The following is a 26,021-nucleotide window of genomic DNA, read 5'->3' on the forward strand; positions in this document are numbered from 1 at the left end:
TATAACACCTTCCAACGTACTAAAAATCAAAGTCTCCAAAAGCAGATTCAGAGAACATATTGTTTTTGTCTACTACATCATACTTAATTTCTTCATCTGGCTCATGACGCAATTCGATAATATAATCAAAGTCATTAAGTGTATATTCTGTATTTTGCACAAAAATATCCGGATGCTCAATCACTTTAACCGATGGAAGCCTCATGATTTCTCTCACTAACTGCCAATGACGCTCATTTGCCCGCCTTGTTGAGACAATTCCATCTATAATAAATAAATTATCTGCATTATACTCGTCATCAATCAGCTGATTCCGAATCGTCTGCTTTAAAAGCGTCGAAGAAACAAATAGCCAGCGTTTATTCGCACACACACTGGAAGCAACGATCGACTCTGTCTTTCCGACACGGGGCATACCTCGAATGCCTATCAGCTTATGGCCATCCTGTTTAAACAATTCTGCCATAAAATCAACTAAAAGACCAAGTTCCTTTCTTTCAAATCGGAATGTTTTTTTATCATCCGCATCTCTTTGTATGTATCGGCCATGACGGACTGCTAATCGGTCACGCAGCTTCGGCTCCCGAATTTTGATTACTTTTATTGTATCCATTGTATGTAAAATTGACTCAAGTCTAACGATTTGTTCGTCGTCTTCTGCTAAAATTAACAATCCTCTTCGACCTTCATCTACCCCATTAATTGTTACAATATTTATTGATAGCATCCCGAGAAGGGAAGAAATATCCCCCAGCAGACCAGGCCTGTTTATCACAATTTCATATTCGAGGTACCATTCTTTCTTTTCCACAGAAAAAACCTCCTAAAACTAGCCAAGCAATTAAATTAATTTATTTTTAATAGAGCCAATTTCATTCCTCTATTTCATCTAGCTTCTATAATATATGATTTCCAATAAAGATGAAAGGAAAAACGCTATTGGTGAAAGGATTATTACTAGCAGGAGAGAATCTGCTGGCCGTTTCATAATAGAAAAAAGAGAGGATGCCCTCTCTTTTTCAGTGATGTATTACTTTGTACCGTTGTTTTCAACAAGCTTAACCATCATATTGGCAATCGCATGTTGTTCCTGTTCATTCGCAACAGACCAAAGATCCGCAAGAATGCGCTCCTGATCGTTTTTCGGTTCAACTTGCTTTGCCAGATAGTCACCGATTTCGAAAGCAACGTTGTTAACTGTATCTTTGCCCATCCCTTGGTTCTCACCTTGGTGAAGACGATCAGCAAGGAAATCCTTCCATTGTTGCCAATTATCAAGTACTGACATGTACAAATCCCTCCTTAATGGTAATACGATATTATTTTGCATTTAGAGGAGAGAAAATATTCATCGAGTACAACATACTCTAGTGTATAAAATGACAACTTTTTGACGAATTGCACATATATAACTTAAGTGTACCAGCCGCCATTTACAGCGAGCACCTGTCCGGTTATATAGGAGGCCTGATCAGAAATTAAAAATTGCACGGCATCTGCCACATTTTGGGCAGTACCCATTTTCCCCATCGGAACGTCTTCTTGTATGCCTAAAATTTCTTCCTCAGAGAACCCAGACATCATATTCGTTGAAATAGCCCCAGGCGCAACCGTATTTACACGCACGCCGCTTAAAGCCAGCTCCTTGCTTAACGCTTTAACGAAAGAGATTTGCGCACCTTTTGCAGCAGAATAAAGCACCTCACAAGCAGAGCCGGTCTGACCCCAGATCGATGAAATAAAGACAATGCTTCCTGTTCCTTTTTTTATCAGCTTCGGCAAAAGCTCTTTTGTCAATAAAATCGGTGCTGTTGCATGCACATACAGCATATCTTCCGCATCACGATCCGTCATATCTGTGAACAACCCATAATGTGCAATTCCGCTTGTTATAACAATTTCATCTAGTGAAAAGATGTTTGCAGCGATTTTTTTATAGCCTCCATGTACAGAGAGGTCCGCTTGGATAGGGATATATTCTCCTCCATATTCTGCAAACTCTTGCAGCAAGCTGTCAATTGGTGCGGCGTTCTGATTGTAATGCAAATACAAGGAATAACCATTTTGAGCCAATTTTCGGCAAACTGCTTGACCAATCCCTCCGCTCGCACCTGTTACTAAAGCAAATTTCTTCATATGTATTCACTCCAAAAAACTTCATCATAGGTATTCTACCATAAGAGAACGGTTTGCAGAGCGTCAGTATGGTAGAAGTCTGCACAACAAAAAAGGGAGTTTCCCCCCCTTTTTAGAACAGTTCTTATGCTTTTGGCAATACTTGAAAAACAGTAAAGCGATCTTCTTCAATAAATCTGGAAGCGGCCTGCTCTACATCCTCTAACGTAATGCTTTCAAGCATTGGCACTACTTCAAACAGCTTCATATCATTAAATGCATACCGCGTGAATTGATTGGCGATGTATTCAGGCGAGTTAATGGCTCTTAGGAACGCACCAATCTTTTTCTTTTTCGTGCGCTGCAAACTTTCTTCCGTTATTTGTCCCTGTTCTTTTGCTTTTAAGAGCATGGTTTCAAGTGTTTCGGCTAAACGGTCAGCATCCGGCGTGTCACCGCCGACCATGGCAAATCCAAAACCCTGCTCTTGCGTATAATCAAATGAAAACGTGTCATCGATCAGCCCTGCACTATAGAGCTCATTGTAGTTTTCCGAGCTTTTGCCAAAGATGATATCAAGCAGAATATTTAAGCTCAGCTCATGCTTTAGCATTTGCTCACCTGTTTGGGCCGTCTCATGACTTTTTATTCCGACTAAGCATTTAGATGTCTGTACATTCATCTTCATGACTCTTTTCTTCGTGTCACTAGCGACAGGTTCTTCATCAAATTTGCGCTGAATCGCTGGCTGCTCTTTATAATCCTTTGCATTCTGATTGCTGCGCACGAGGTTCATGATGTCTTCCGGCTCAACAGGACCAACAATAAATAGAAGCATATTGCTTGGATGATAGAACGTATTGTAGCACTCATATAACATATCTTTTGTAATATGTGAAATCGATTCAACCGTGCCTGCAATATCAATCTTCACCGGATGATTGCTGAACATGTTTTCAATAAGGCCAAAGTAAAGTCGCCAGTCTGGATTGTCATCATACATTGTAATTTCCTGACCGATAATCCCTTTTTCCTTTTCAACCGTGGTTTCTGTAAAATAAGGCTCCTGCACAAAATCAATTAAGGTCTCTAAGTTTTTTTCAACATTAGATGTGCTAGAGAAAAGGTATGCCGTTCGTGTAAATGATGTAAAAGCATTTGCAGAAGCTCCTTGGCGGCTAAACTGCTGAAAAACATCGCCATCTTCTTTTTCAAAAAGCTTATGTTCCAGAAAATGAGCAATTCCATCTGGAACTTTTACATATTCATCTTTTCCAAGCGGCAGAAAATGATTGTCGATTGAGCCGTATTTGGTTGTAAATGTTGCAAATGTTTTATTAAAGCCCTTTTTTGGAAGTATATACACATCCAAGCCATTGCTTTGCTTTTCATAATAGAGATCTTCCTGCAGCTGATTAAACGTTAGTTTTTCCATCAGTTCGCTTCCCCCTTTCCGTATAGGAAATACACGGTATCCAGTTCACATTTTTTTGCTGCTGCTACAATATCATCTTTTGTAACAGCGTCCATGCCTTCGAGCCATTCATCCAGGGAAACTGACTGTTCAGAAACGACATTATGATATAATACTTCAATCGCTCCCCTAGCAGTATCAACGGTTTCAAGCAATTGATTTTTAATGACTGCTTTCGTTTGATCCATTTCAGCTTCCGTGAATTCTCCATTTTTCATTGCTTTCATTTGTTCTTCTATGATGCCTACCGCTTGATCATATTTACTGTTATCAATTCCCGACATCACCATCATCAAGCCTTTATGACTTTCCAGTCTGCTCGCTACATAATAAGCCAAGCTTGCTTTTTCACGCACATTTAAAAACAGCTTCGAATGTGAAAATCCGCCAAATATGCCATTGAAGATTTGCAGTGCATAGTACTCTTTTTCCCCATAAAGAACATTTGTGCGATAGCCAATATTCAGCTTTCCTTGCTTTACATCCTGCTCTTCCTTCACCGTATTCGTATCGGTTTTTTTGATTGAGGTTTGGCGGGCATCAATGACTTCTGGTGTACGATCAGAAAATTGGAAAAGTTCATTGGCATATCCAGCCACTTCATTTTCATCAATATCGCCAATCACATATAAGTCCAGCTCATCTTCTTTTAGAGCATTTTCATAATAGGCATATAAACTTTCAGGTGTAATCGCATCAACATCATCAATTTGTCCATGCACATGAAGAGCGTAAGGCTCCTCTTTGCACATTTCCTGAACAAGGCGATAGTTCGCATAACGCATTTTGTCATCGTACACTGCTTGAATTCTTTGCTTTAATGATCTCTTCTCATTTTCCACGGTACTTGCATCAAAAGCGCTTCCGCTTGCGTTTGGACGTGTAAGTATATTGGCTAAAAAATCAAATGCCTGCTTTAACAGAGGGGTTTGATCGGATAAAAACTTTTCATTGGCGATTTCAAGAGAAAAGCTCATCACATGGTATTCGCCCTTTTTCGAAAGATCTGTAAAAAGGGATGCACCGTACAGTTCATCTAAGTATGATCGTAACTTGGCGGTTGTTGGATATTGCTCACTATTGCTTTGCAGGACATGAGGCAGTAGCGATCTGGCTGTCACCGTTTCTTTCTTTAATGGGGATTTCATTTTCCAGACAATCGTATTGGTTTTAAACTTAGAGGTCTTTACTGTATGGAGCTTAAAACCTTTTAGCTGCTGTACATTTTCTTCAATAACGCTCATGTATCTTCCTCCTTTATATAGGCTCAGTTTCTCCATATTAAGTTGAATTTTATCATCTTAAAGATAATAAATTGCATTTGTTACATAACACAGTGTTTACCAAGCACAGGTTTTGAACACATCTTTTCTTATTATATGTACAAAAGTGAAGAGATATTTTCTGCTCACCTCAGCATTGTCTTATTATCATATGCTAAACATTTCCACTGTACAAGGAATAGGGTTTCGGCGGTTATTTTGTGATGTTTAGGAGAAGTTGGAACAGATTATAAAAAGTGGGATATAAAGGAAGGAATCATTATCTAAGAACGCGGGTCATCAGAAACACTTCTGTTACGCACTCTCGCTTTCCGTGGTGAAATGTCTGCGAGTTCTGGCCTATTTTTCTAAAAACACCAGATTGACAAATCTTATAATTAAGCGGAAGAATTCCGCTTATTTCGTAAAATCACTGAAAAATGGCTTAAATAGACGGAGAAATTCCGTCTAATTAACCAAAAAACGTGCAAATGAGCGATTTTTTTCCCATTTAACCGGAAAATCTCCGCTTATTTCGCCCGAAAATAGCTTAATTCTGAAAATAACCGGAAATTCTCCGCTTATTTTTTCATTCGTTCGTAAAGCAATTACCCAAAAAAAGCCGAATGATTAAAGATATATCTCTAATCATTCGACTTATGTTTATTTATTATCTGCTTCCTTTAATATAAGGCACACCAGAAGCTTTTGGTGCATCAGCACGGCCGATAAATCCTGTTAGAGCAAGGATTGTTAAGACATACGGCGCAATTAACAGATACACATTTGGAATGTTTTCCAAGAATGGCAAGCTATTTCCGATGATGCTTAAGCTTTGGGCAAATCCAAAGAATAAAGCTGCACCCATCGCACCAAGCGGATGCCATTTACCGAAGATCATTGCTGCAAGAGCCATGAACCCTTGTCCGCTGATGGTAGCATGTCCAAAATCGGATGAAATGGATTGAGCGTATACACCGCCGCCAATTCCTCCAAGTGCACCAGAGAGAACAACCGCAATATAGCGGATTTTTGTTACATTGATCCCCATAGTGTCTGCTGCCATCGGATGCTCACCAACTGCACGAAGGCGTAAACCAAATGGAGTTTTATAAATGATATACCATGCAATCACCGCAACGAAGATCGCCACGAACGAAGTATAATAAGTGTTTGAGAAAAACAATTCACCAATGACTGGGATATCGCTCAGCACTGGGATATCAATTTTACTAAACCCTTTTTGAATAATGTCGGTTTGACCTTTATCATAAAAGTATTTAACAAGGAATAAGGAAACCCCGACTGCCAACAAGTTGATCGCAACACCAGATACAGTCTGGTCGGCACGGAATGTAATGGAAGCAACAGCATGAATAAGAGAAAATAATGCTCCAACTGCCATTGCAGCCAAAAGGGATACCCAAGGAGTCCAAGCGCCAAGTGCATCAACAAAAGTTAAGTTAAAAACAATCGCTGAAAATGCACCGATGACCATTAAACCTTCTAACCCAATGTTTACAACACCGGAACGCTCTGAAAAGGTTCCGCCTAATGCAGTGAAAATAAGTGGAGCAGCCCATAATAATGTGGACGGAATAATGATAACTAATACATCCATGAAGCTCACTTACTTCACCCCCTTTTTACTAATACGATCAATAAACATACGAATCATGTAGCTTGCTGCGACGAAGAACACAATTAACGCGATAATGATGTCAACGAGTTCATTCGGTACACCAGCTTCAAGCGGCATGTTCAATGCGCCAACTTTTAAGCTTCCGAATAAAATAGCCGCTAAAATAATTCCGATTGGTCCATTTGCACCTAGAAGGGCAACAGCAATTCCGTCAAATCCAACTCCTGTAAAACCGCCCTTTGTGGCTGCATAGCCAAATGTCCCCAGACCTTCCATTGCACCTGCAAGACCTGCAAACGCACCAGAAATGACCATAGACATTATGATATTTGATTTAACATTCATCCCCGCATATTCAGAAGCATTTTGGTTAAATCCAACTGCTTTTAACTCATAACCTCTTGACGTTTTTTCAAGAATGAACCACATGATAAATACGCAAATAAGTGCGATAAAAATTCCCCAGTGCAAACGGGAATAGTCAGTTAGACTTTCAAAAAATGGTGAACGAAGAGATGCACTTTGATGTACCAATTCTGTTCGGTCACTTGATTCAGATAGCACAGAACGAATGATATAGTTTGTAACATGTAAAGCAACATAGTTCATCATAATGGTTACAATAACTTCATGAACTCTAAATCTTGCTTTTAAAAGACCTGGAATAAATGCCCATAACGCTCCTGCTGCAGCACCTGCTAAAACAGCGAGCGGCAAGTGAATGACCTTCGGAAGTTCGAATGCAACCCCTACCCAGACAGCTGCAAGCCAGCCAACAATCAGCTGTCCTTCAACTCCGATGTTAAATAAGCCTGTTCTAAAAGCAAACGCAACAGCTAAACCGGCTAAAATATATGGTGTGATTTGTCTGATGGTCTCTCCAGTAAAGTAAGAATCACCGAAAGCACCATTCCACAAAGCACCAAATGCCGCAACTGGATCATAGCCAGTAATAAGCATGATGATTGTTCCTACGAGCATCCCCAGTAAAACGGCGATAATGGGAACAATAATATTTTTCGTGCGATTAGACATCTGCATGATCCACACCTTCTTTCTTCTGTTTCGAACCAGCCATCAATAATCCCAATTCTTGTTCTGTAGTTGATTTTGGATCAACGATAGCGACAATTTCTCCTTCATAAATTACAGCGATCTTGTCACTGACATTGATAATTTCATCAAGTTCAAAGGAGATTAACAGAACGGCTTTTCCATTGTCACGCTGTTCAATCAGACGCTTATGAATAAATTCAATTGCTCCTACATCAAGACCGCGTGTAGGCTGAGCAGCGATCAGCAAATCAGGATTACGATCGATCTCACGTCCAATGATCGCTTTCTGCTGATTTCCGCCTGATAATGCACGTGCTAACGTAAACTCACTTGGTGTACGCACATCGTACTCTTTAATTAAGCTTTTCGCTTTTTTATAAATTTCTTTGTAATTCAGTACTCCGCCTTTTGAAAACGGACGCTTATAGTAGGTTTGAAGTGCGATATTCGCACCAATCGGATAGTCTAAAACGAGACCATGTTTGTGACGGTCCTGTGGGATATGGCCAGTTCCTGCCTCTGTTACTTTTCTTGGAGGCATATTGATAATTTCTTTGCCATTCAGCTTAATTGAACCGCTTTCAGACTTTCTCAGTCCTGTGATCGCTTCGATTAATTCTGACTGCCCATTGCCATCTACTCCGGCAATCCCCACAATTTCTCCAGCCTTCACTTCTAAGTTAAGATTATTAACAGCTGGCAATCCACGGGAATCTTTTACGTTCAGACCATTAATCTCAAGCACACCATGTTCAGGTTTTGCTTCTGTTTTTTCTGTTTTAAACGTTACTTCACGGCCAACCATTAAGCTAGCCAGATCGTTCGGATTGGTCTCACTTACATTGACTGTGCCAATCCCCACACCTTTGCGGATAACGGTTACACGATCACAAACTTCCATGATTTCTTTCAGTTTGTGTGTGATTAAGATAATAGACTTTCCTTCTTTAATTAAGGTTTTCATAATTTGAATTAGTTCTTTAATTTCCTGAGGAGTCAATACAGCTGTCGGCTCATCAAAGATTAAAATCTCAGCACCACGGTAGAGCGTTTTTAATATTTCAACCCTTTGCTGCATGCCTACAGATATATCGGAAATATAAGCTTGCGGATCCACAGCAAGACCATATTTTTCAGAGATTTCACGTACATCCTGTTCTGCTTTTTTGATATCAATGCGTCCACGTGATGTCGTTTCTTTCCCTAAGATAATGTTTTCAGTCACAGTGAATTTATCAACAAGCATGAAATGCTGATGCACCATTCCAATGCCCAACTCATTCGCAATGTTCGGATTGGTGATTTGCACTGCCTTTCCATTCACTTTGATTTCGCCTTTTTCTGGCTGGTAGAGACCGAAAAGCACGTTCATTAACGTTGATTTACCTGCACCATTTTCACCTAACAATGCATGTATTTCTCCTTGCTTCAGCTGCAGCGTAATGTTATCATTTGCAACAATGCCTGGAAATTCTTTTCGGATGTTAAGCATCTCGATCACGTATTCCATTCTTTTCACTCCTCGCTTTATTAAAGGGGACATCTAGTAGTTAGAGGTCAGACCTTGCAACCTCATATAAAAACCTGGCCAGCGCCAAGTTTACTTCCTTATTTCATTTAGTTGTAAACAGCTAAGTGAAAGGCAGATGAAAGATCGAATTCTGACCTTCAATTAACGTTTTACTCTTAAACATAAAAACTCGTTTTTTTTCTTTAAAAAAGGAATAAGCGGTGAAAACAGGCTACCGCTTATTCCTTTGTTGCAACATTACTCTGCTGAGAAAGTTTCTAATTCAGCAATTGTGCCAGGGATCGTTAAATCACCAGCTTTGATTTTTTCAATCCACTCATTTACTGCTGTTTCGATGTCCGCTTTGTTTGCTACTTCTTCGTTAAGAGGAGCAAGACCAACGCCATCTTCAGCTAAACCATAAGTAGTTGTTTCTCCGCCAGGGAAGTTTCCTTCCATAGCATGTTTTGAAACGTCTTGTACTGCAACGTCAACACGCTTCATTGCAGAAGTTAATACGATATTGTGCTCTTCTCCGCCAGCTTCTACAACACCTTCAGCTGTTTGGTCTGAGTCAACACCGATTGCCCAGATTGATCTTTCAGGGTCATTTGCTTTTAAGTCACGCGCTTCTTTAAATAGACCGTTACCAGTTCCGCCAGCTGCGTGGAAAATTACATCGATATCAGAAGAATACATTGTTGAAGCAATAGTTTGACCAAGTTCAGCTTTATCGAATGCACCAGCATATTGAACATCTACAGTGATTGCAGGATCTACTGCTTGTACACCAGCACGGAAACCAGCTTCGAAACGCTCGATAACTTCAGATTCCATTCCGCCGATGAAACCGATTTTGTTTGTTTCAGTTGCAAGAGCAGCAGCTACACCAGCAAGGAAAGAAGCTTCTTGCTCTTTGAAAAGAACACTTGCTACGTTTGGCTGATCAACTACAGCATCAATGATCGAGAAGTGAGCATCTGTTTGCTGCTGAGCGATTTCATTCACCGCACCTTCCATCATGAAACCAATACCGAATACTAAGTCAAAATCTTGGCGAACAAGGTTGTTTAAGTTTGTAGAATAGTCTGCATCAGATTGTGATTGCAAGTAGTTGTAACCGTCTGTTCCTTTATCAAGACCGTTTTCCTTACCAAAAGCTTGAATACCTTCCCAAGCTGATTGGTTGAATGATTTATCATCAACTCCACCAACATCTGTAACCATTGCAACTGTAAAGTTGTTTTCAGTGCTTTCTCCAGCACCACCGTTATCTGTGTCGGATCCTTCGTTACTTTCACCGCCGCCACAAGCACTTAAAAATGTACCTGCTGCTAGGACTAACGACATTGCTAAACCAAATTTGCGCTTTTTCAACGTGTGTACCCCCTAAAGAAATTGTTTTTACATTAGTAGTAATACCCAAAATTCATGAATGATTGCATAAATCAAGCCAAACTCAGATGCGCTTTCTTAAAACATGAAAGCTAAACTTGTCTGCTCTGAAATAATTAACACTGTAAAGGATAGGCTCGTCCATTTCATCATAATGCATTTGCTTTAAAACAAGCAGTGCAGTCTCAGGGTCACATTCTAATATCGGGGAAACTTTGTCGTGATATCCAATCGGTTCTATCTGTGCTATGGCATATGTAATCTTCCGGCCAGCGTCTGTTCCCAGCAGATCTAAAAATGATTCTTTCTCATGCGAGAAGGTCTCTGGCAGGATTTTTTCAGGCACCTTGTCAATACAATAGACAACCGGCTCTCCATTAGCGGTTCTTACCCTTTCAATCACAGCAATGTCTTCCTCAATAGAACATGAAAAACGGCGTATATCCTCTTCAGTTGGCCCTTGGGTGACTGAGCTTAAAAAAATGGTTCCAGGCTTCATTCCAGCCTGCAAAATCATGTTTGTCACACTGTTCAGCTGTTCTATGCCAGAGGTAAAAAGCGGCTTTGCATTCACAAAAGTACCTACACCATGGCGGCGGATAATGATATTCTCTTCTTCAAGAATCCTTAACGCCTCACGCAGTGTCGCTCTGCTGACACCGAGCTGTTTGGCAAGATCAAATTCAGATGGGAGTTTTTCTCTTTCTTTATATAGCCCAACTTCAATGTCCTGCTTTAAACGATCGATGACTTGCAAATATAAATGCCGGTTATCTGACTTAATAGACATGCAGTGTTCCTCCAACCCATTTTCTCAAGACATCAGACCTCTGATGTTCAATCATTCCTACTAATCGAAAATACTATAACACTTTTTACCCAATAAAGGAATAGTATTTCATGAAAATGTCGAAAAAAGATAGATAGATTTCAATTGTTATAATTGCCTAACATTTACAAAGGGAAATAGTGGTATATTTGGCATTTTGATATCGCTTTCATATTTTATGAAAGCGAAATTTTGCTGATGTATTCCGAATTGAGCAACAAATGTAAATGTAAGTGTTTCCAATAGTATGTCACATTAAAACCCGGTAAACGGACTGTAAAGATCGTTTGTCGAATGCTGGTGATACGCTCCGAACGTGCTTCGCAGAACATTTTTACTGCTGCCGAGTACGGATCAAAGATGGGGCAGCACCGAGGGTTACTGTACCTTCCATTCCATTTGCCAGATATAACGCAAAATAGCTGTTTCAAGGCCGTTTAATAGAAGAAAAGCTTTTAATAATCGGGAAATAAACTAGTTTCTAAGACAAAACCAAACGAATCGCTTGAAACGTATAATCAAACATGGTATTGGTATTTAACCAATTCAGACCACTTGTGCTGCCGTGTCTCGCTTTTTATAGGAGGAAGCTGAGCCTTCTCACAGCATGCTTTCTTCCACTAGAAATCAGTATCCTCGGATCCATTCGACTCATGTTTAAAAAAAACAAATAAAAAACCGAATGATTAGAAAGATTCTCTTCCTAACCATTCGGTTCTATGATGGTGTTAAGTTCTTTTGTCCTACAATCTTCTTGCATTCTATAAGCTTGCTTCTTCTCCCGGTTTGCCGAGAAGGACCGATCTTGGCTTGCTTCCTTCGTAAGGACCGACAATGCCTCTTGCCTCCATCTCATCGATCAGGCGGGCGGCTCTTGTATAACCGACACGGAATCTGCGCTGCAGCATGGATACGGACGCTGTCTGCATTTCCAGAACAAGCTCTACTGCTTCATCATATAATTCATCGTCTACTTTTTCTGTTTTTTCGGGCACATCCTCAGGGATCATTTCCTGCTGATATTGAGCTTTTTGCTGTCCGATGACAAAGTCAACAATTTCTTCTACCTCTTCATCTGATAGAAAGGCACCTTGAACACGAACAGGCTTTGAAGCACCTACAGGCAAGAATAGCATATCCCCTCGGCCGAGAAGCTTTTCGGCGCCGCCCATGTCGAGAATTGTGCGTGAATCAGTCATAGACGAAACGGCAAAAGCGATTCGCGATGGAATATTGGCCTTAATAACACCTGTGATGACATCAACAGATGGTCTTTGTGTAGCAATAATTAAATGGATTCCTGCCGCTCTGGCCATCTGGGCCAATCTTGTAATGGCATCTTCCACATCGGAAGAAGCGACCATCATTAAATCGGCAAGCTCGTCCACAATCACTACGATATAGGGAAGCAGCGGCTGCTGTCCATCTTCCTCTGCGTTATGCCGTTTAACATAATCGTTATATCCTTCAATGTTACGAGTGCCGGAATGAGAGAACAACTCATAGCGCCTTTCCATTTCACTTACTACTTTTTTAAGTGCCTGTGACGCTTTTTTGGCATCTGTTACAACAGGGGCAAGCAAATGAGGCACTCCATTATAAACATTTAATTCTACCATTTTTGGATCAATCATCATCAGCTTCACTTCATGAGGCTTTGCGCGCATTAAAATACTTGTGATAATTCCATTGATACATACACTTTTCCCGCTTCCTGTCGCACCAGCCACGAGCAAATGGGGCATCTTATTTAATTCAGCCATCACAGCTTCGCCTGTTATGTCTCTGCCTAAGCCGATTAACAGCTTCGCATCTGGTTTATCCTTCCCTTTTGTTTCAATAACTTCTCGCAAGGAAACCATAGCAACCTCTGAATTTGGCACTTCTATCCCAATTGCCGATTTTCCTGGAATTGGGGCCTCAATTCGAATATCCTTTGCAGCCAATGCAAGCGCCAGATCATCATTTAAGCTGACAATTTTGCTGACTTTTACTCCCACATCAGGATGTACTTCATATTTTGTTACTGCAGGTCCTAAATGAACTTGAGTAACTCTTGCTTTTACACCGAAACTCTGGAAGGTGCGTTCAAGCTTAGCGGCATTTGCATGGATTAGTTCATATTCACCGCTTTGGTCTGTCTGATTCGGTAATTTTAATAGACGCATAGGCGGCAGCTGATAATCCTTGTTCTCCATTTCCGTAAACGTAATCTGAGGAGGAAGCGGATCTTCTGCCTCACTTGCATCAGCTGTTTCTTCTGCTGCAGGTACCACGGTATCTTCTTCCTGTATGTATGCTCTTTCTGCAAAACTAGAAATCATAGGCTCTGGATTCATATCCTCTTGTACAGGCTCGTTCATGGAATTGATGGTGATAACAGGATCGTCTTCCTGCTGCTGTTCATTTTTTTCGGCCTGTCTTTGATTTTTTCTTTCTGATCTTTTATCCTTTTGTCCGCCAATCCACTCTTTTACATCATCTATAAAAGCCAGCCACTGTTTTTGGGCAAAGGAAAATACTGATGTCATGATTTTACCTGCCGTTTCACCAAACGTTTTGCCTGTCAGTAAAATAAACCCGATGATAATCAGTAAAAAGGCTATGATTTTGGAGCCGGCTTCATCAAACAAGAAATAAAATAGTGCAAAGAGTATGGCACCGATCATTCCGCCGCCCAGTTCATCTGTACTTGTTTCACCTGCACTTTCCATCCAGAACAACTGCCATGTGTTTGTAATCACACTTGGATTATCGAATTGCCCCCCGTTTGATAGAAGCTGAAATAATTTTACATGACTTAAAAGCAAGAGGGATCCCGCTATAAAATAGATTCCTACCAATCTTCTGTTCAGCAAATGGGGTGTCTCTCTTTTCCACATTAAATAGGCAGCATACACAGCCATGCCTAATAGGCAAATCATATACCATTCTCCCGTAAAAAAGCGGAAAAAAAGAACGGTGGTTTTGCCGACTGCACCTAAACCTGCTATAGAAATGACAGCAAGGGTTAGCAATGCAAGGGCAATCAGTTCAAATTTAATCGTTCGCTTAACACTATCTGTTGTTTTTGAACGTCTTCTCTTCTTTTTTGCCATCATATCACCTTATTTTTATTGTTATTACCATGATAAACCATTTTGTTCATTTTTAGGCTTATACGCTGTATTTTTTTCATTGGCGCGTTTCTAGCATAAAAACGATGTATGAAACGAGAGAGCAGCCATATTGGCTGCTCTCAGTTTTCGTATCTATTATAGCATATTTAAGAATTGCTAGGTTATGTTAGCGTAATTTTTGTTCCAGGCATAAACGCATCATTCATATAATGATTCGGATCGCTGCTCATTACACGCAGCACTCTGCATTGCGGACCTTCAAGCTTCTCCACCAGCAATGGTATCCCATTATACGTAATAACCTTCTGCGAGTTATATGTGCTGGATTCGAGCGGGAAAATAAGCTCCTCCGGCATCATGGTATACAGGATCATTGAACAAGCCCCTCACTTTCATCCTTGTTCAGATCGATTAATTCATTCAGCTTTTGCAATGCCGGGCCAACTCCGCCAACACTATCAATTAACCCATATTCTACTGCATCTGAACCAACCACATTTGTTCCAATATCTCTAGTCAGATTGCCTTTTGCAAACATAAGATCTTTAAATTGCTGCTCTTCAATGTTCGAGTGTTTTGTCACAAAGTTAATAACCCGATCCTGCATTTTATCGAGATATTCAAACGTTTGCGGTACTCCAATGACTAAACCTGTCAGGCGAATAGGATGAATCGTCATTGTTGCTGTTTCTGCAATAAAAGAATGATCACATGAAACCGCAATAGGTACACCGATCGAGTGTCCTCCTCCTAAAACAATGGATACTGTTGGTTTGGACAAGGAAGCCAGCATCTCAGAAATGGCAAGTCCTGCCTCGACATCACCACCGACCGTATTTAAGATTACGAGTAATCCCTCGATCTTTGGGTTTTGCTCAATAGCTACGATTTGCGGGATGAGATGCTCATATTTGGTTGTTTTATTTTGTGGAGGCAGCTGAAGATGCCCTTCAATTTGCCCGACAATTGTTAAACAGTGAATTTTTGAGTCCTGTGACAGCTGCGGAACATTGGTCTGCCCAAGCTGCTGAATTTTTTCCATTAATGGTGATGGTCTGTCCTCTTTTGGCTGCTCTTGACCTTCATTGTTTTGCATTTGGTGATCCATCCATATTTCTCCCTTCAAGCAATATATGGATAGTATGAGCGGTTATGGGAATTTCATTCTGATATTATTGGATTCGTTTTCGACGGGAGAATACTTTTCTATAAATTTTTTAAGCAAAAAAGTAAAATTATGCTGCTCATTTTCTAAATCCATCAAAGTGGCTGAGACAAAAAGAAAATCAATTTCTAAAACACCATTGTTTCATGTCATGGTTGGGTTATTTATAAAAGTTCGTTTCACCAGCGATGCATGGATCACAAGCAGTGCTTCCTTATAGCAAAGCTTCTGCATGGTCTCACCTTTTTCTCTATTGCAGACAGGAGTCGAAATCCTCCGTACTGTTTTGACAAGATATATGATAAATACAAATAAAAAAAACCGAATGATTAGAAAGAGTTGTTTTCTAATCATTCGGAAGTATCAGTAGGCTGTATACGGATGTCCCAGCCTCCTCCTTTTATGCTTCCATTAAAATCGGCAATATCATTGGTCTGCGTTTTGTTTGCTCGAATAAGAATTGGTATAGGGAATCACGCATATCCTGTTTAATAGATGACCAGTCAAATGACGATTCTGCCAATTTCTTTTCGACAACCTCTTTCACAAGCTGTGATGCATCAACCAGCAGCTGCTCGGATTCCCGCACATACACAAAACCTCTTGTGATGATTTCTGGTCCAGCTGCAATCTTTTTTTCCTTTTTGTTTAAGGTTACGACCACAAGCAGAATTCCATCCTGAGATAAAAGCTTACGGTCTCTTAAAACGATATTTCCTACATCGCCAACACCGCTTCCATCAATTAAAACATTACCTGCTGAAATTTTCCCAGCCGGACGGAACATGCCATTTTTATATTCAACAACTTCCCCTTTGTCAGGGATAAAGATATGATCTGCTTCTACGCCGCATTCTGCTGCGACTTTCGCATGAGCTTTCATCATTCTATATTCACCATGTACAGGCATAAAGAATTTCGGATTCATCAGATTCATCATAAACTTCAATTCTTCCTGGCTGCCATGACTTGATGTATTAAACGTTCCTTTTCCAGAGATAACATGGGCACCCGCTCTATAAATCATATCAACTGTTTTAGAAATAAAGAGCTCTGTTCCTGGAACCACGGATGCAGCGATTAAAACTGTATCTCCCTTTTTTATATTGATATGACGATGGGATTGCTTGGCCATTTTCTGCAGAACTTCCATTGGTTCACCTTGAGAGCCTGTAGTCATTACAACTACCTCATGGTTATCAAAATTCGAGATTTCCGCTAGCGGAATAATCAGATCCTCATCGACTTGCAGATAATTCAGAGTCAGAGCGATGTTATACACTTTTTTCAAGCTTTTGCCGACAACCGCTACTTTTCTTCCCGTTTGGGCAGCAGCATCAAAAATATGCTGAATGCGAATGAGATCAGAAGCAAATGCAGCTGCGACAATTCTGCCTTCCGCTTGTTCAAAGACACTGATTAATTCCTTTAGAACAATAGCTTCTGATTTTGTATAGCCTGGCTTTTCTGCTTCGGTACTATCAGAAAGCAGGCATAATACGCCCTCTTCCCCAATTCTGGCCATCTTTCCTATGTCAGCCTTATATAAACTTGATGCCGCTTGATCAAATTTAAAGTCTCCAGTATACACGATAGCTCCTTCTGATGTATGTATGCTTATGCCGACACTGTCGGGTATGCTATGGGTTGTCCGAAAGAAAGAGACTTGTGCAGTTTCAAATTCCAATTGTGTTTCAGGCTGAATTTCGATCAGCTGTGCTTTGCCTTTAAATTCGTTTTCTTTTAGTTTAGATTTTGCCAGTGCGAGTGTTAATTTTGTTCCGTAGACAGGCACAGGCAATACTCTTAAAATGTAGGCTAATGCCCCGATATGATCTTCATGTCCGTGAGTCAGAAAAATTCCAACTACTCGATCCTTATTCTGCTCTAAATAGGAAATATCCGGTATGACAATATCAATTCCGAGCATTTCATTTTCAGGATACATGAGACCCGCATCGAGCACGTAAATATCCTCGTCCACTTCAACTAAATACATGTTTTTGCCTAATTCTCCGACTCCCCCGAGTGGTGTAATCTTGATGCTTTCATTCTGTCTGTTCAATGTATGTTTCCTCCTATATTTCTTTAGCCGACCGTAATCAGTTATCCATATTATACTTGAATATTGAAAATGATGACAACCAGATTTATGCAAATAGTTAGGAATATGGTTCTGAATTTTATGAAAATAAATGGATTTTCCCTTTGCTAGTACTTGTCACTATGCACTTTTATAGGTAATAGAATGATTAGACATATTCATGATGTTTTCGCAGTCTTTGTGTTTAAAAAAGATTTCCACTCAGGGTACTCGCTTTCCGGCGGGCGGGAGCTTAAGCCTCGTCGCAACGTGCTCCATTCTCTAATAAATGTGAGAAAAATAAAAGAGGCTGGGACAAAACGAATTTGATATTTCTAAAACATGAATATTTATGATCCTGGTTTGGGTATTTAAACAAGCCCGTTCCATTGCGCTCCAGACCCTCGCTTTCCGCGGGGAGCAAGCTGAGCCTCCTCGTCACTCCGTTCCTGCGGGGTCTCACCCTTTGCTCTTCAGCCCGCAGGAGTCGAGGGTCCTCCGCTCCATTTCACTCATGTTTAGAAATTAAATGTTAAACAAATAAAAAAAGAACCGAATGATTAGAAAGGTTCACTTCCTATTCATTCGGTTCTGTGGTTGTTTTAAATACTTATGTCTCAGCCTCAGAATGTTGGTTTTAGGACTTACATCTTTGCTTTTTTCTGTTTAGATTAATTCTGCTAGTGTTGCTCTTTCTTCTTGTGTTAATGGAACCATTGGCAGGCGAACTGAGCCAACATCAAGTCCGCGCATTTGTAAAGCTGTTTTGACTGGTGCTGGACTTGGAGCTGCAAAAAGGCCTTCCATGATTGGAAGCAGCTTTTGATGAATTTTCGCTGCTTTTTCGTTTTCATTGTTTAAGAAGGCATGAACCATTTCTTGCATTTCATCCCCAATAATATGCGATGCTACAGAAACAACTCCAGCTCCTCCGATTGCAAGGACTGGAAGTGTAATGCCGTCATCCCCGCTGTACAAGGAAAAGTCCTCAGAAGTTCCGCCAATGATTTCTGTCATTGCATTTAAGTTTCCGCTTGCTTCTTTAACCGCTGTGATATTCGGGATTTTAGAAAGGCGGATAATCGTTTCAGGTGTCATATTGACAACCGATCTGCCTGGAATATTGTAAACCATAACCGGCAGTGCCGTGCTTTCGGCAACCGCTTTAAAATGCTGATAAAGCCCTTCCTGGTTTGGTTTATTATAATATGGCGCAACAATCATAACCGCATCTACGCCGATTTTTTCAGCCTTTTTTGTTAAATCAATTGAATCGTAGGTGTTGTTGCTGCCTGTTCCTGCAATAACAGGTACACGCTTGTCAACTACCTTAACTACATGCTGGAATAAAGCCAGCTTTTCTTCCTTGGTTAAGGTAGGAGATTCTCCTGTTGTTCCTGCAATCACAAGAGAATCAGTGCCATGATCAATTAGATGATTGACTAACTGTGTTGTTTTTAGAAAATCAACATGGCCTTTGTTATCGAATGGCGTAACCATCGCTGTAGAAACTCTCCCAAATTGAATCATTGTTCCACTCCTTCATACAGTTGCTTATTTATCTTTTTTCGAATTCTGCTGTGTCTTTTTCAAGGTGAAAAGCATTATGAAGTGCGTTCACTGACTTTGCCAGATCTGCTTGCTTTACGAGCACCCAAATGGTTGTATGACTATCTGCTGATTGAAGGATTCTTATGCCTTGCTCTGATAATGCAGTCACAATTCGTGAAGCTACTCCCGGGACACCCTGCATCCCTGCACCCACAACGGATACCTTCGCACAAGCCTCTTCAAAATACGGTTCATGACCTAGCGCTTTTAGAACCGTTATTGCACGATCGGTCATTTCCTCCGTGACTGTGTACGTAACTCCGTTAGGATAGATGTTAATAAAATCAACACTTATGCCTTCATTCGCCATTGCTTTAAACACTTCGGATTGCAGATTGTATTGATCCTTTTTAGCAACTACTTTAATTTGTGTTACGTTTGGAACATGCGCAATTCCTGTTACCGGACGCTCTTTAATATCGGTTCCTCTGCTGTTGCGGTTAATCGTTGTGACAAGAGTTCCAGGGCTATCGCTATAGGTCGAACGAATCCGAATCGGAATCTTCGATTGCATTGCAATTTCCACTGCACGAGGATGAATGACCTTTGCACCTTGATAAGCCATGTTACAGACCTCTGTATACGTTACAACAGACAATGGTCTTGCTTTTTCGGCAATTCGCGGATCTGCTGTCATAATCCCTTCCACATCAGTGAAGATATCGATCCACTCTGAATTTAATGCTGCGCCAAGTGCAGCGGCTGATGTGTCACTGCCGCCTCTGCCAATCGTTGTCACATCCCCATTTTTAGCAGCTCCCTGGAAGCCTGCAACAACAATCACGTCAAAATGCTCAAGCTCACTTAATAAACGTTCACATTTCATATCAATGATTTTTGCATTTGTATGATCATTGTTTGTACGGAAACCAGCTTGGGCACCTGTAAGAGAGGTAGCTGAAATTCCTTCCTGACGAAGCATATTCGTAAATACAACACTTGATATGATTTCACCGCATGATAATAACAAATCGGTTTCTCTTTTATTAATTAATGCTTCATTTGACTGTACAAGAGATAGCAGCGTATCTGTTGCATATGGGTCTCCTTTGCGGCCCATTGCTGATACAACTACTACCGCTTTGTAGCCTTCTGCAATCGCATTTTTTATATGCCTTAAGGCATGCCTGCGGCTTTCTTCATCTTTAACAGATGTTCCGCCGAATTTTTGCACGACGATTTTCATCTAAACACCTCTAATGCTCTCTTAGCTTTTGAAGTTTTTTATTTTACTAATCCTAATTTAATTAGGCTTTCGGCTATTTGGACGGAGTTCCAAGCAGCACCCTTCAATAGATTATCAGATACAACCCACATATGGAAACCTGCTGGTACATCTAAATCCTGGCGAATACGGCCGACAAATACATCATTGCTGCCGACACAATCTGCAGGCATTGGATAAATCTGTTCTTGCGGCTGATCCTGAAGAACAACTCCCGGCGCCTTGTCTAAAAGTGCCTGAATGTCAGCAACCGTTGCACTCTCACTGTCAAGTTCAACATAAACGGATTCAGAATGTCCTGTAGCTACAGGTAAACGCACACAGGTTGCCGCTACTTTTAAGTCTTCGTTATGCATGATTTTTTTCGTTTCATTAATCATTTTCATTTCTTCAAACGTAAAACCGTTTTCTGTGAATTTATCGATTTGCGGAATCGCATTAAAAGCAATTTGGTAATGCTTTTCATCCCCTTTTACAGGCAATATTTCAGGTGTAAAAGGTTCATTGTTTAAGATCGCTTGCGTTTGCTGTGTTAATTCCTCAACAGCTGCAGCGCCGGATCCAGAGACAGCCTGGTATGTTGAAACGATGACTTTTTTCAGACCATATTTCTCTTTTAGTGGCTGCAGAGCTACAACCATTTGAATGGTCGAACAGTTTGGGTTGGCGATAATGCCTTTATGATTCAATAGATCTTGTTCATTTACTTCAGGCACAACCAATGGAACGTTTTCATCCATGCGAAAAGCACTCGTGTTATCAACTACAATCGCACCATGCTCAACCGCTGCAGGAGCAAGTTCTTTTGAAACACCGCCTCCAGCACTAAATAAGGCAATGTCAACGCCTTGGAAGCTATCCGGCTTTGCCTCTTGCAGAGTATATTCTTCCCCTTTAAATGAAACTGTCTTCCCTGCTGAACGAGCAGATGATAACAGTGTTAGTTTACTGATTGGAAAATCTCTATTTTCTAATGTTTGCAGCATTTGCTGTCCAACAGCACCAGTTGCACCTACAACTGCTACATGAAATCCTTTTTTCTCGCTCACTTTGTGTTTCCCCTTCCGTCTCCATATATTTCATCTTCATTAACAATCGTGGGTAAAAACCGCGAAAATCCAGCACAGCATGATCCTACTTCAGAAGCTGTGTGGTTTTTATTTCACAAAAAGATCAAGTTCCACTTCATTTTATCATATTCACTCATTAAAGAATAAGGTTTTATTATTCAGTCAGGATTCAGTCCTGCCTGTTACTATTGGAACTGAAGCAGCCTGGTGGATCACACGGTTCGTTACCACATCAACTATTTGTCCGATATGTTAAGTTCTTAGGAGAGAAGTTTCTGCGGGTATTGCTTTATTAGAGGTTCTCGCTGTATTCAAAGATGTGGAGCAAGCGCTTTTAACAGCTGGCCTGCTCCCCATCTGGTGTCTTTTACAATTAGTCTTTATAGCGTTCAATGATCACGGGCTGAAGCTGTTTTCCTTCAATGGCTGCTTCAATTGTTTCTGAGATCAGAGTCATTCTTGCTACCATGGAATTTGGTTTTTTGACTGGATCATCTTGGCCATAAGGAATAAAATAAATGTTTTTTGTTGCCATTAGTCGCATTAAATTAACCCCGTTTAAGCCTAAAGCATCATTTGTGGAAATGCCTAATACGACGGGGCTTCCATTTCTCAATGTCGCCTTCGCAGCCATTAAGACAGGAGAATCTGTCATTGCGTTGGCAAACTTACTCATTGAATTTCCTGTCAATGGTGCTACTACCATACAATCAAGCGGAAGCTTTGGACCAAGTGGTTCAGCAGCAACAATTGAATCAATTGCCTTGTTTCCTGTTAAATCTTCGATGCGCTGTACCCAGTCTTCCCCTTTTCCAAATCTTGTTGTAGTATTTTTTACTGTGAAAGTAACAACTGGTATTACTTCTGCTCCGGCATTAACAAGCTTTTCAATCTCAGGAAAGACTGCATCATACGTACAATGCGAGCCTGTTAATCCAAAGCCGATGCGTTTTCCTTTTAAGCTCATGATTGCTGCTCCCTTCTTGTCTGTAATTCTTCTCCGATTAACTGTGTTAACACATTAGCCAGAATTTGCCCCGCCGTTTTTGGCGCTACAATCCCTGGTAAGCCTGGAGCAAGCAATGCCTTGACTCCGCGTTTTTCAGCATATCTGAAATCGGTACCGCCCGGTTTTGAAGCCAAATCAATGATTAATGTATGAACAGGCAGTTTTGAAATAACAGAAGCAGTTAAGACAAGATGCGGGATCGTGTTAATGCAAATGTCCGTATTTGCAACAGCTTTGTCAATGTCATCCATATGAAATGGAGTCATTCCCATTTCAGTAATTCTGGCAATATGTGCACTATTTCTTGCTCCAACCTTCACCTTTGCACCTAGGGCTTGAAATGTTCTCGCGGTACTCATTCCTGTACGGCCGAGGCCTAATACGGTAATTTCAGAGCCATGAATCGTAAAGTCAGTATGTTGAATCGCCATCATGATGGTTCCTTCAACAGTTGGAATTGAATTATAGATGGCTACATCATCTCGCTCAAAGAGCTTAACAAGTTTTCGATTGGCCTTTTCTGTTATGCCAGTCAGGTAATCATTCGAAATACCAGAGTAAACAGTACAGTGGGAAGGAGTCTGGTCTAATATTTCTTGATTTAAATACACCTTTTCATTCGAAAAGATCGTTTCTACCTTTCCTTCCAAACTTGTTCCTGCAACAGGCAAAATAATGTGATCTATATTCGAGAAATCAACTTCATCAAGTTTTTCCTTCGCCGCACCGGTAAAAGCATGATCCAATTGTTCGAATCCTATTAAAGATAGCTTTGCATCAAGCTCGGTTAATTTGCGAATAATTTCCAGTTGCCTTGCATCTCCGCCGATAACTGCGATTTGTAATCCTGTCAGCATGCAACACTCACCTTCTTTTAAAGAATCAATAGACTCTTTTACTGAACTACTTCAACATCTTATGTTCAGGGGAAAGATTCGGTGAGTTTTCCAACATAAAAAGAGCGAATAACCGCATGTTTTGCAGTCATTCGCTCTTTTTATGTTTTTATTCATTTCCATCGGGGATATCAATGATCATCATATCATTGCCTATTTTTTGAATATGGCTCCATGGCACACGTACCTCCGTGCCTTGCCGTTTAAACCCAAACCATTTCACATTCGGAATGAGCAGTGCCTGTATTTGCCCGGTTTTTTCGTTAATTTCTAAGTCTGTTTGTCCAAGCACGCCGAGCCGCTCTGCTTTTTTCACATCAACAATTTCTTTGCCGCTGAGTTCACTTAGCCTCATATGCAAACCTCCGTTCGTTTGGTTGATATACTTGTTTTATTTTATTGACCAAGTGCTCTATTTAGAAGTGATTTGCACACCCAAATACAGAAAACGAAGCTTGTGGTGAATCGCATATGAAAACGCACAGGGAGTATGCTTGTATTTGGATTTGAAGCCTTAACTATTAAAATGGTGAGTAAATTAAGCGGAGAATTTCCGCTTAAATCTAAAATGGAGCTATTTTCGGGGAAAATAAGGGGAGTTTTTCCGACTATGCATAAAAAATAGCTCGATTTTGCCTTATTTTAAGAAAATAGCCGGAATTGCTCCGTCTATTTTAGCTATTTTTAGCGGTTTTTTATAAATAAGCGTAATTTCTCCGTCTATTTTCACACTCACTTTTTCCCTCTTAGCATCTGTCAGGATTTTTTGTGAAAAAATAAGGCTGGGACTAAACGAAATTAACATTTCTAATACACGAATAAATTCACTATCTTGGTTTGGGTGTTTAAACAAGTTCGTTCCACCTGCGCTCCATACCCTCGCTTTCCGTGGGGAGGAAGCTGAGCCTCCTCGAAGCAAAGTTCTGCGGGGTCTCGCCTTTTCCTCTATTGCCCACAGGAGTTGAGGATCCTCCGCTCCATTTTACCCCTGTTAATAAAATATATTTTATAATCATAAATAAAAAAACCGAATGATTAGAAAGATAACTTCCTATCCATTCGGTTCTATGAGTGTGTTAAATACTTATGTCTCAGCCTCTTTTAAACACTATTTAACATCCCTGTAATCGAACATTCGTCACATCAGAACGGAGCAGTCTGTTTCATAGGTTTATAAATTTCTTGGCAGTTCCCCAGCGGGACTGATGAGTGCAACTGAGAATTGATCGTTAAATATTCTTTGAGCCATTTCATCCACAGAAGACTTTGTCACAGCATCAATTTCTTCTACGATTTCGTCAAGTGTGCGATGACGCCCTAAGATGAGTTCATTTTTCCCGTTGCGGCTCATGCGGCTATTTGTACTTTCAAGGCTCAGCATTAAGCTGCCCTTCATTTGTTCCTTGCTATTTCTTAATTCCTTGTCCGTAATGCCTTCTGCTTTTAACTTCTCCAGCGTTTCTTGCATTGTATCATAGAGAACATCAAGCTGATTTGCCCCTGTACCTCCGTACAATGTAACAATACCGCTGTCCTGGAATGCAGAATGATAGGAGAACACAGAGTATGCTAGTCCTTTTTGCTCTCTGACATCCTGGAAAAGCCTGCTGCTCATGCTGCCGCCTAAAATATTATTTAAGACGATTAAGCTGTACATATCATCATGGCCAACTTGCAAGCCTTCAAAACCTAAACATAAATGGGCCTGTTCGGTTTCTTTTTTACGTGCAAGGCGATGCGGATGAAAAGCTGGCTTTTCTGTTGTTCTTGCTTTTTTTGAAGCTTCATAGGAACCAAAGAAGTTCTCTACATCTTTAATAAAGCTTTCGTTTATATTCCCTGCAACGGAAATAACAACATTTTCAGGGGTATAATTTTCGTACATATATTCTTTAAGCGTATCACCAGTAAAGGTTGCCAATGTGCTTTCTGTCCCTAAGATCGGATAACCGAGCGGATGATTCTCATATATAGCCTGGCTCAAAATATCATGAACGATGTCGTCTGGCGTGTCCTCATACATCTTAATTTCTTCATAAACTACATTTTTTTCTTTGTTTAACTCTTCATCAACAAATGTAGAGTTAAAGAACATATCTGACAGTACATCTAAAGCAAAATTAGCGTGTGTGTCTAATACTTTCGCATAATAGCAAGTATACTCTTTTGACGTAAAGGCATTTACTTGACCGCCAATGCTGTCAAAGGATTCGGCAATTTCCCGGGCCGATCTTGTTTTTGTACCTTTGAAAAACATATGCTCTAAAAAGTGAGAGATGCCGTTGTTCTCCGCATTCTCATTTCGTGAACCTGTTTCAATCCACACGCCGATTGCGACGGATCTGACAGTCGGAATATTTTCTAGTACAACTCTTACCCCATTTTGACATGTATATTTTTTTATCAAAATATATCCTCCTGTTCTTTGCTTGCTGAATAGTCCCCAGCATTCAATCCTTTTATAACTGGAGATTTTGCTGCCGCACAGGTTTGACCCCCTCAAACCATTTACAGTGCATATGGTACTAGTTTATCTCATTATAGTTACTTTTTCCAAATC

22 protein-coding genes are annotated in these 26,021 nt (G+C 40.5%); all 22 read right to left on the reverse strand.

Going from position 1 to position 26,021, the window contains the following annotated elements:
• Nucleotides 1-19: 19 nt before the first annotated feature.
• Entirely contained in the window at nucleotides 20-811 is a 792-nt protein-coding gene (locus B7E07_RS13640) for a DUF3388 domain-containing protein (RefSeq protein WP_080846382.1), read from the reverse strand.
• Nucleotides 812-1,030: 219 nt separating this feature from the next.
• Entirely contained in the window at nucleotides 1,031-1,288 is a 258-nt protein-coding gene (locus B7E07_RS13645; RefSeq protein WP_080846383.1) for a DUF3243 domain-containing protein, read from the reverse strand.
• A gap of 125 nt (nucleotides 1,289-1,413) precedes the next feature.
• Entirely contained in the window at nucleotides 1,414-2,136 is a 723-nt protein-coding gene (gene ymfI, locus B7E07_RS13650) for an elongation factor P 5-aminopentanone reductase (protein ID WP_080846384.1), read from the reverse strand.
• Between the two features lie 124 nt (nucleotides 2,137-2,260).
• Nucleotides 2,261-3,550, reverse strand: coding sequence for an EF-P 5-aminopentanol modification-associated protein YfmH (yfmH, locus tag B7E07_RS13655; RefSeq protein ID WP_080846385.1), 1,290 nt, complete (start codon nucleotides 3,548-3,550; stop codon nucleotides 2,261-2,263).
• Nucleotides 3,550-4,833, reverse strand: a complete 1,284-nt coding sequence (gene yfmF / locus B7E07_RS13660; protein WP_080846386.1) for an EF-P 5-aminopentanol modification-associated protein YfmF — start codon at nucleotides 4,831-4,833, stop codon at nucleotides 3,550-3,552. Before yfmF ends, yfmH begins: the two co-directional genes overlap by 1 nt.
• Nucleotides 4,834-5,521: 688 nt before the next feature.
• Nucleotides 5,522-6,481, reverse strand: coding sequence for an ABC transporter permease (locus tag B7E07_RS13665; protein WP_139785638.1), 960 nt, complete (start codon nucleotides 6,479-6,481; stop codon nucleotides 5,522-5,524).
• A complete protein-coding gene (locus B7E07_RS13670; protein WP_080849194.1) occupies nucleotides 6,482-7,528 on the reverse strand; it encodes an ABC transporter permease in 1,047 nt (348 codons plus the stop codon). It lies immediately after the preceding gene.
• A complete protein-coding gene (locus B7E07_RS13675) occupies nucleotides 7,521-9,059 on the reverse strand; it encodes an ABC transporter ATP-binding protein (RefSeq protein WP_080846387.1) in 1,539 nt (512 codons plus the stop codon). Before B7E07_RS13675 ends, B7E07_RS13670 begins: the two co-directional genes overlap by 8 nt.
• Before the next feature lie 258 nt (nucleotides 9,060-9,317).
• Nucleotides 9,318-10,436: a BMP family lipoprotein gene (locus tag B7E07_RS13680; protein ID WP_080846388.1), complete on the reverse strand. Its 1,119-nt coding sequence runs from the start codon at nucleotides 10,434-10,436 to the stop codon at nucleotides 9,318-9,320.
• A gap of 82 nt (nucleotides 10,437-10,518) precedes the next feature.
• Entirely contained in the window at nucleotides 10,519-11,244 is a 726-nt protein-coding gene (locus B7E07_RS13685) for a GntR family transcriptional regulator (RefSeq protein ID WP_080846389.1), read from the reverse strand.
• Nucleotides 11,245-12,044: 800 nt separating this feature from the next.
• The gene (locus B7E07_RS13690) at nucleotides 12,045-14,381 is read right to left on the reverse strand and encodes a DNA translocase FtsK (RefSeq protein WP_080846390.1); all 2,337 of its coding nucleotides are present in this window, start codon (nucleotides 14,379-14,381) and stop codon (nucleotides 12,045-12,047) included.
• A gap of 182 nt (nucleotides 14,382-14,563) precedes the next feature.
• Nucleotides 14,564-14,776, reverse strand: a complete 213-nt coding sequence (locus tag B7E07_RS13695) for a YlzJ-like family protein (RefSeq protein ID WP_080846391.1) — start codon at nucleotides 14,774-14,776, stop codon at nucleotides 14,564-14,566.
• Entirely contained in the window at nucleotides 14,773-15,510 is a 738-nt protein-coding gene (locus B7E07_RS13700) for a ClpP family protease (RefSeq protein WP_080846392.1), read from the reverse strand. The genes B7E07_RS13695 and B7E07_RS13700 overlap by 4 nt, the downstream gene beginning before the upstream one ends.
• A gap of 457 nt (nucleotides 15,511-15,967) precedes the next feature.
• Nucleotides 15,968-17,632 (reverse strand): ribonuclease J, encoded by a 1,665-nt coding sequence (locus tag B7E07_RS13705; RefSeq protein WP_218970425.1) that lies wholly within the window; start codon nucleotides 17,630-17,632, stop codon nucleotides 15,968-15,970.
• Between the two features lie 684 nt (nucleotides 17,633-18,316).
• On the reverse strand, nucleotides 18,317-19,180 hold the full coding sequence (gene dapA, locus B7E07_RS13710; protein WP_080846393.1) for a 4-hydroxy-tetrahydrodipicolinate synthase: 864 nt from the start codon (nucleotides 19,178-19,180) through the stop codon (nucleotides 18,317-18,319).
• Between the two features lie 28 nt (nucleotides 19,181-19,208).
• On the reverse strand, nucleotides 19,209-20,447 hold the full coding sequence (gene dapG / locus B7E07_RS13715; protein WP_080846394.1) for an aspartate kinase: 1,239 nt from the start codon (nucleotides 20,445-20,447) through the stop codon (nucleotides 19,209-19,211).
• A gap of 38 nt (nucleotides 20,448-20,485) precedes the next feature.
• The gene (gene asd, locus B7E07_RS13720; protein WP_080846395.1) at nucleotides 20,486-21,535 is read right to left on the reverse strand and encodes an aspartate-semialdehyde dehydrogenase; all 1,050 of its coding nucleotides are present in this window, start codon (nucleotides 21,533-21,535) and stop codon (nucleotides 20,486-20,488) included.
• Nucleotides 21,536-21,929: 394 nt separating this feature from the next.
• Entirely contained in the window at nucleotides 21,930-22,523 is a 594-nt protein-coding gene (gene dpaB, locus B7E07_RS13725) for a dipicolinate synthase subunit B (protein WP_080846396.1), read from the reverse strand.
• Entirely contained in the window at nucleotides 22,520-23,422 is a 903-nt protein-coding gene (gene dpaA / locus B7E07_RS13730) for a dipicolinic acid synthetase subunit A (protein WP_080846397.1), read from the reverse strand. Before dpaA ends, dpaB begins: the two co-directional genes overlap by 4 nt.
• Nucleotides 23,423-23,570: 148 nt before the next feature.
• A complete protein-coding gene (locus B7E07_RS13735; protein WP_080846398.1) occupies nucleotides 23,571-23,816 on the reverse strand; it encodes a YlmC/YmxH family sporulation protein in 246 nt (81 codons plus the stop codon).
• A gap of 282 nt (nucleotides 23,817-24,098) precedes the next feature.
• Entirely contained in the window at nucleotides 24,099-24,314 is a 216-nt protein-coding gene (locus B7E07_RS13740; protein WP_080846399.1) for a hypothetical protein, read from the reverse strand.
• A 318-nt stretch (nucleotides 24,315-24,632) separates the two neighbouring features.
• Nucleotides 24,633-25,868, reverse strand: coding sequence for a M16 family metallopeptidase (locus tag B7E07_RS13745; protein ID WP_080846400.1), 1,236 nt, complete (start codon nucleotides 25,866-25,868; stop codon nucleotides 24,633-24,635).
• Between the last annotated feature and the right edge of the window lie 153 nt (nucleotides 25,869-26,021).

The sequence above is a fragment of the Cytobacillus gottheilii genome (genome assembly GCF_900166665.1).
Lineage (GTDB): Bacteria > Bacillota > Bacilli > Bacillales > Cytobacillaceae > Cytobacillus > Cytobacillus gottheilii_A.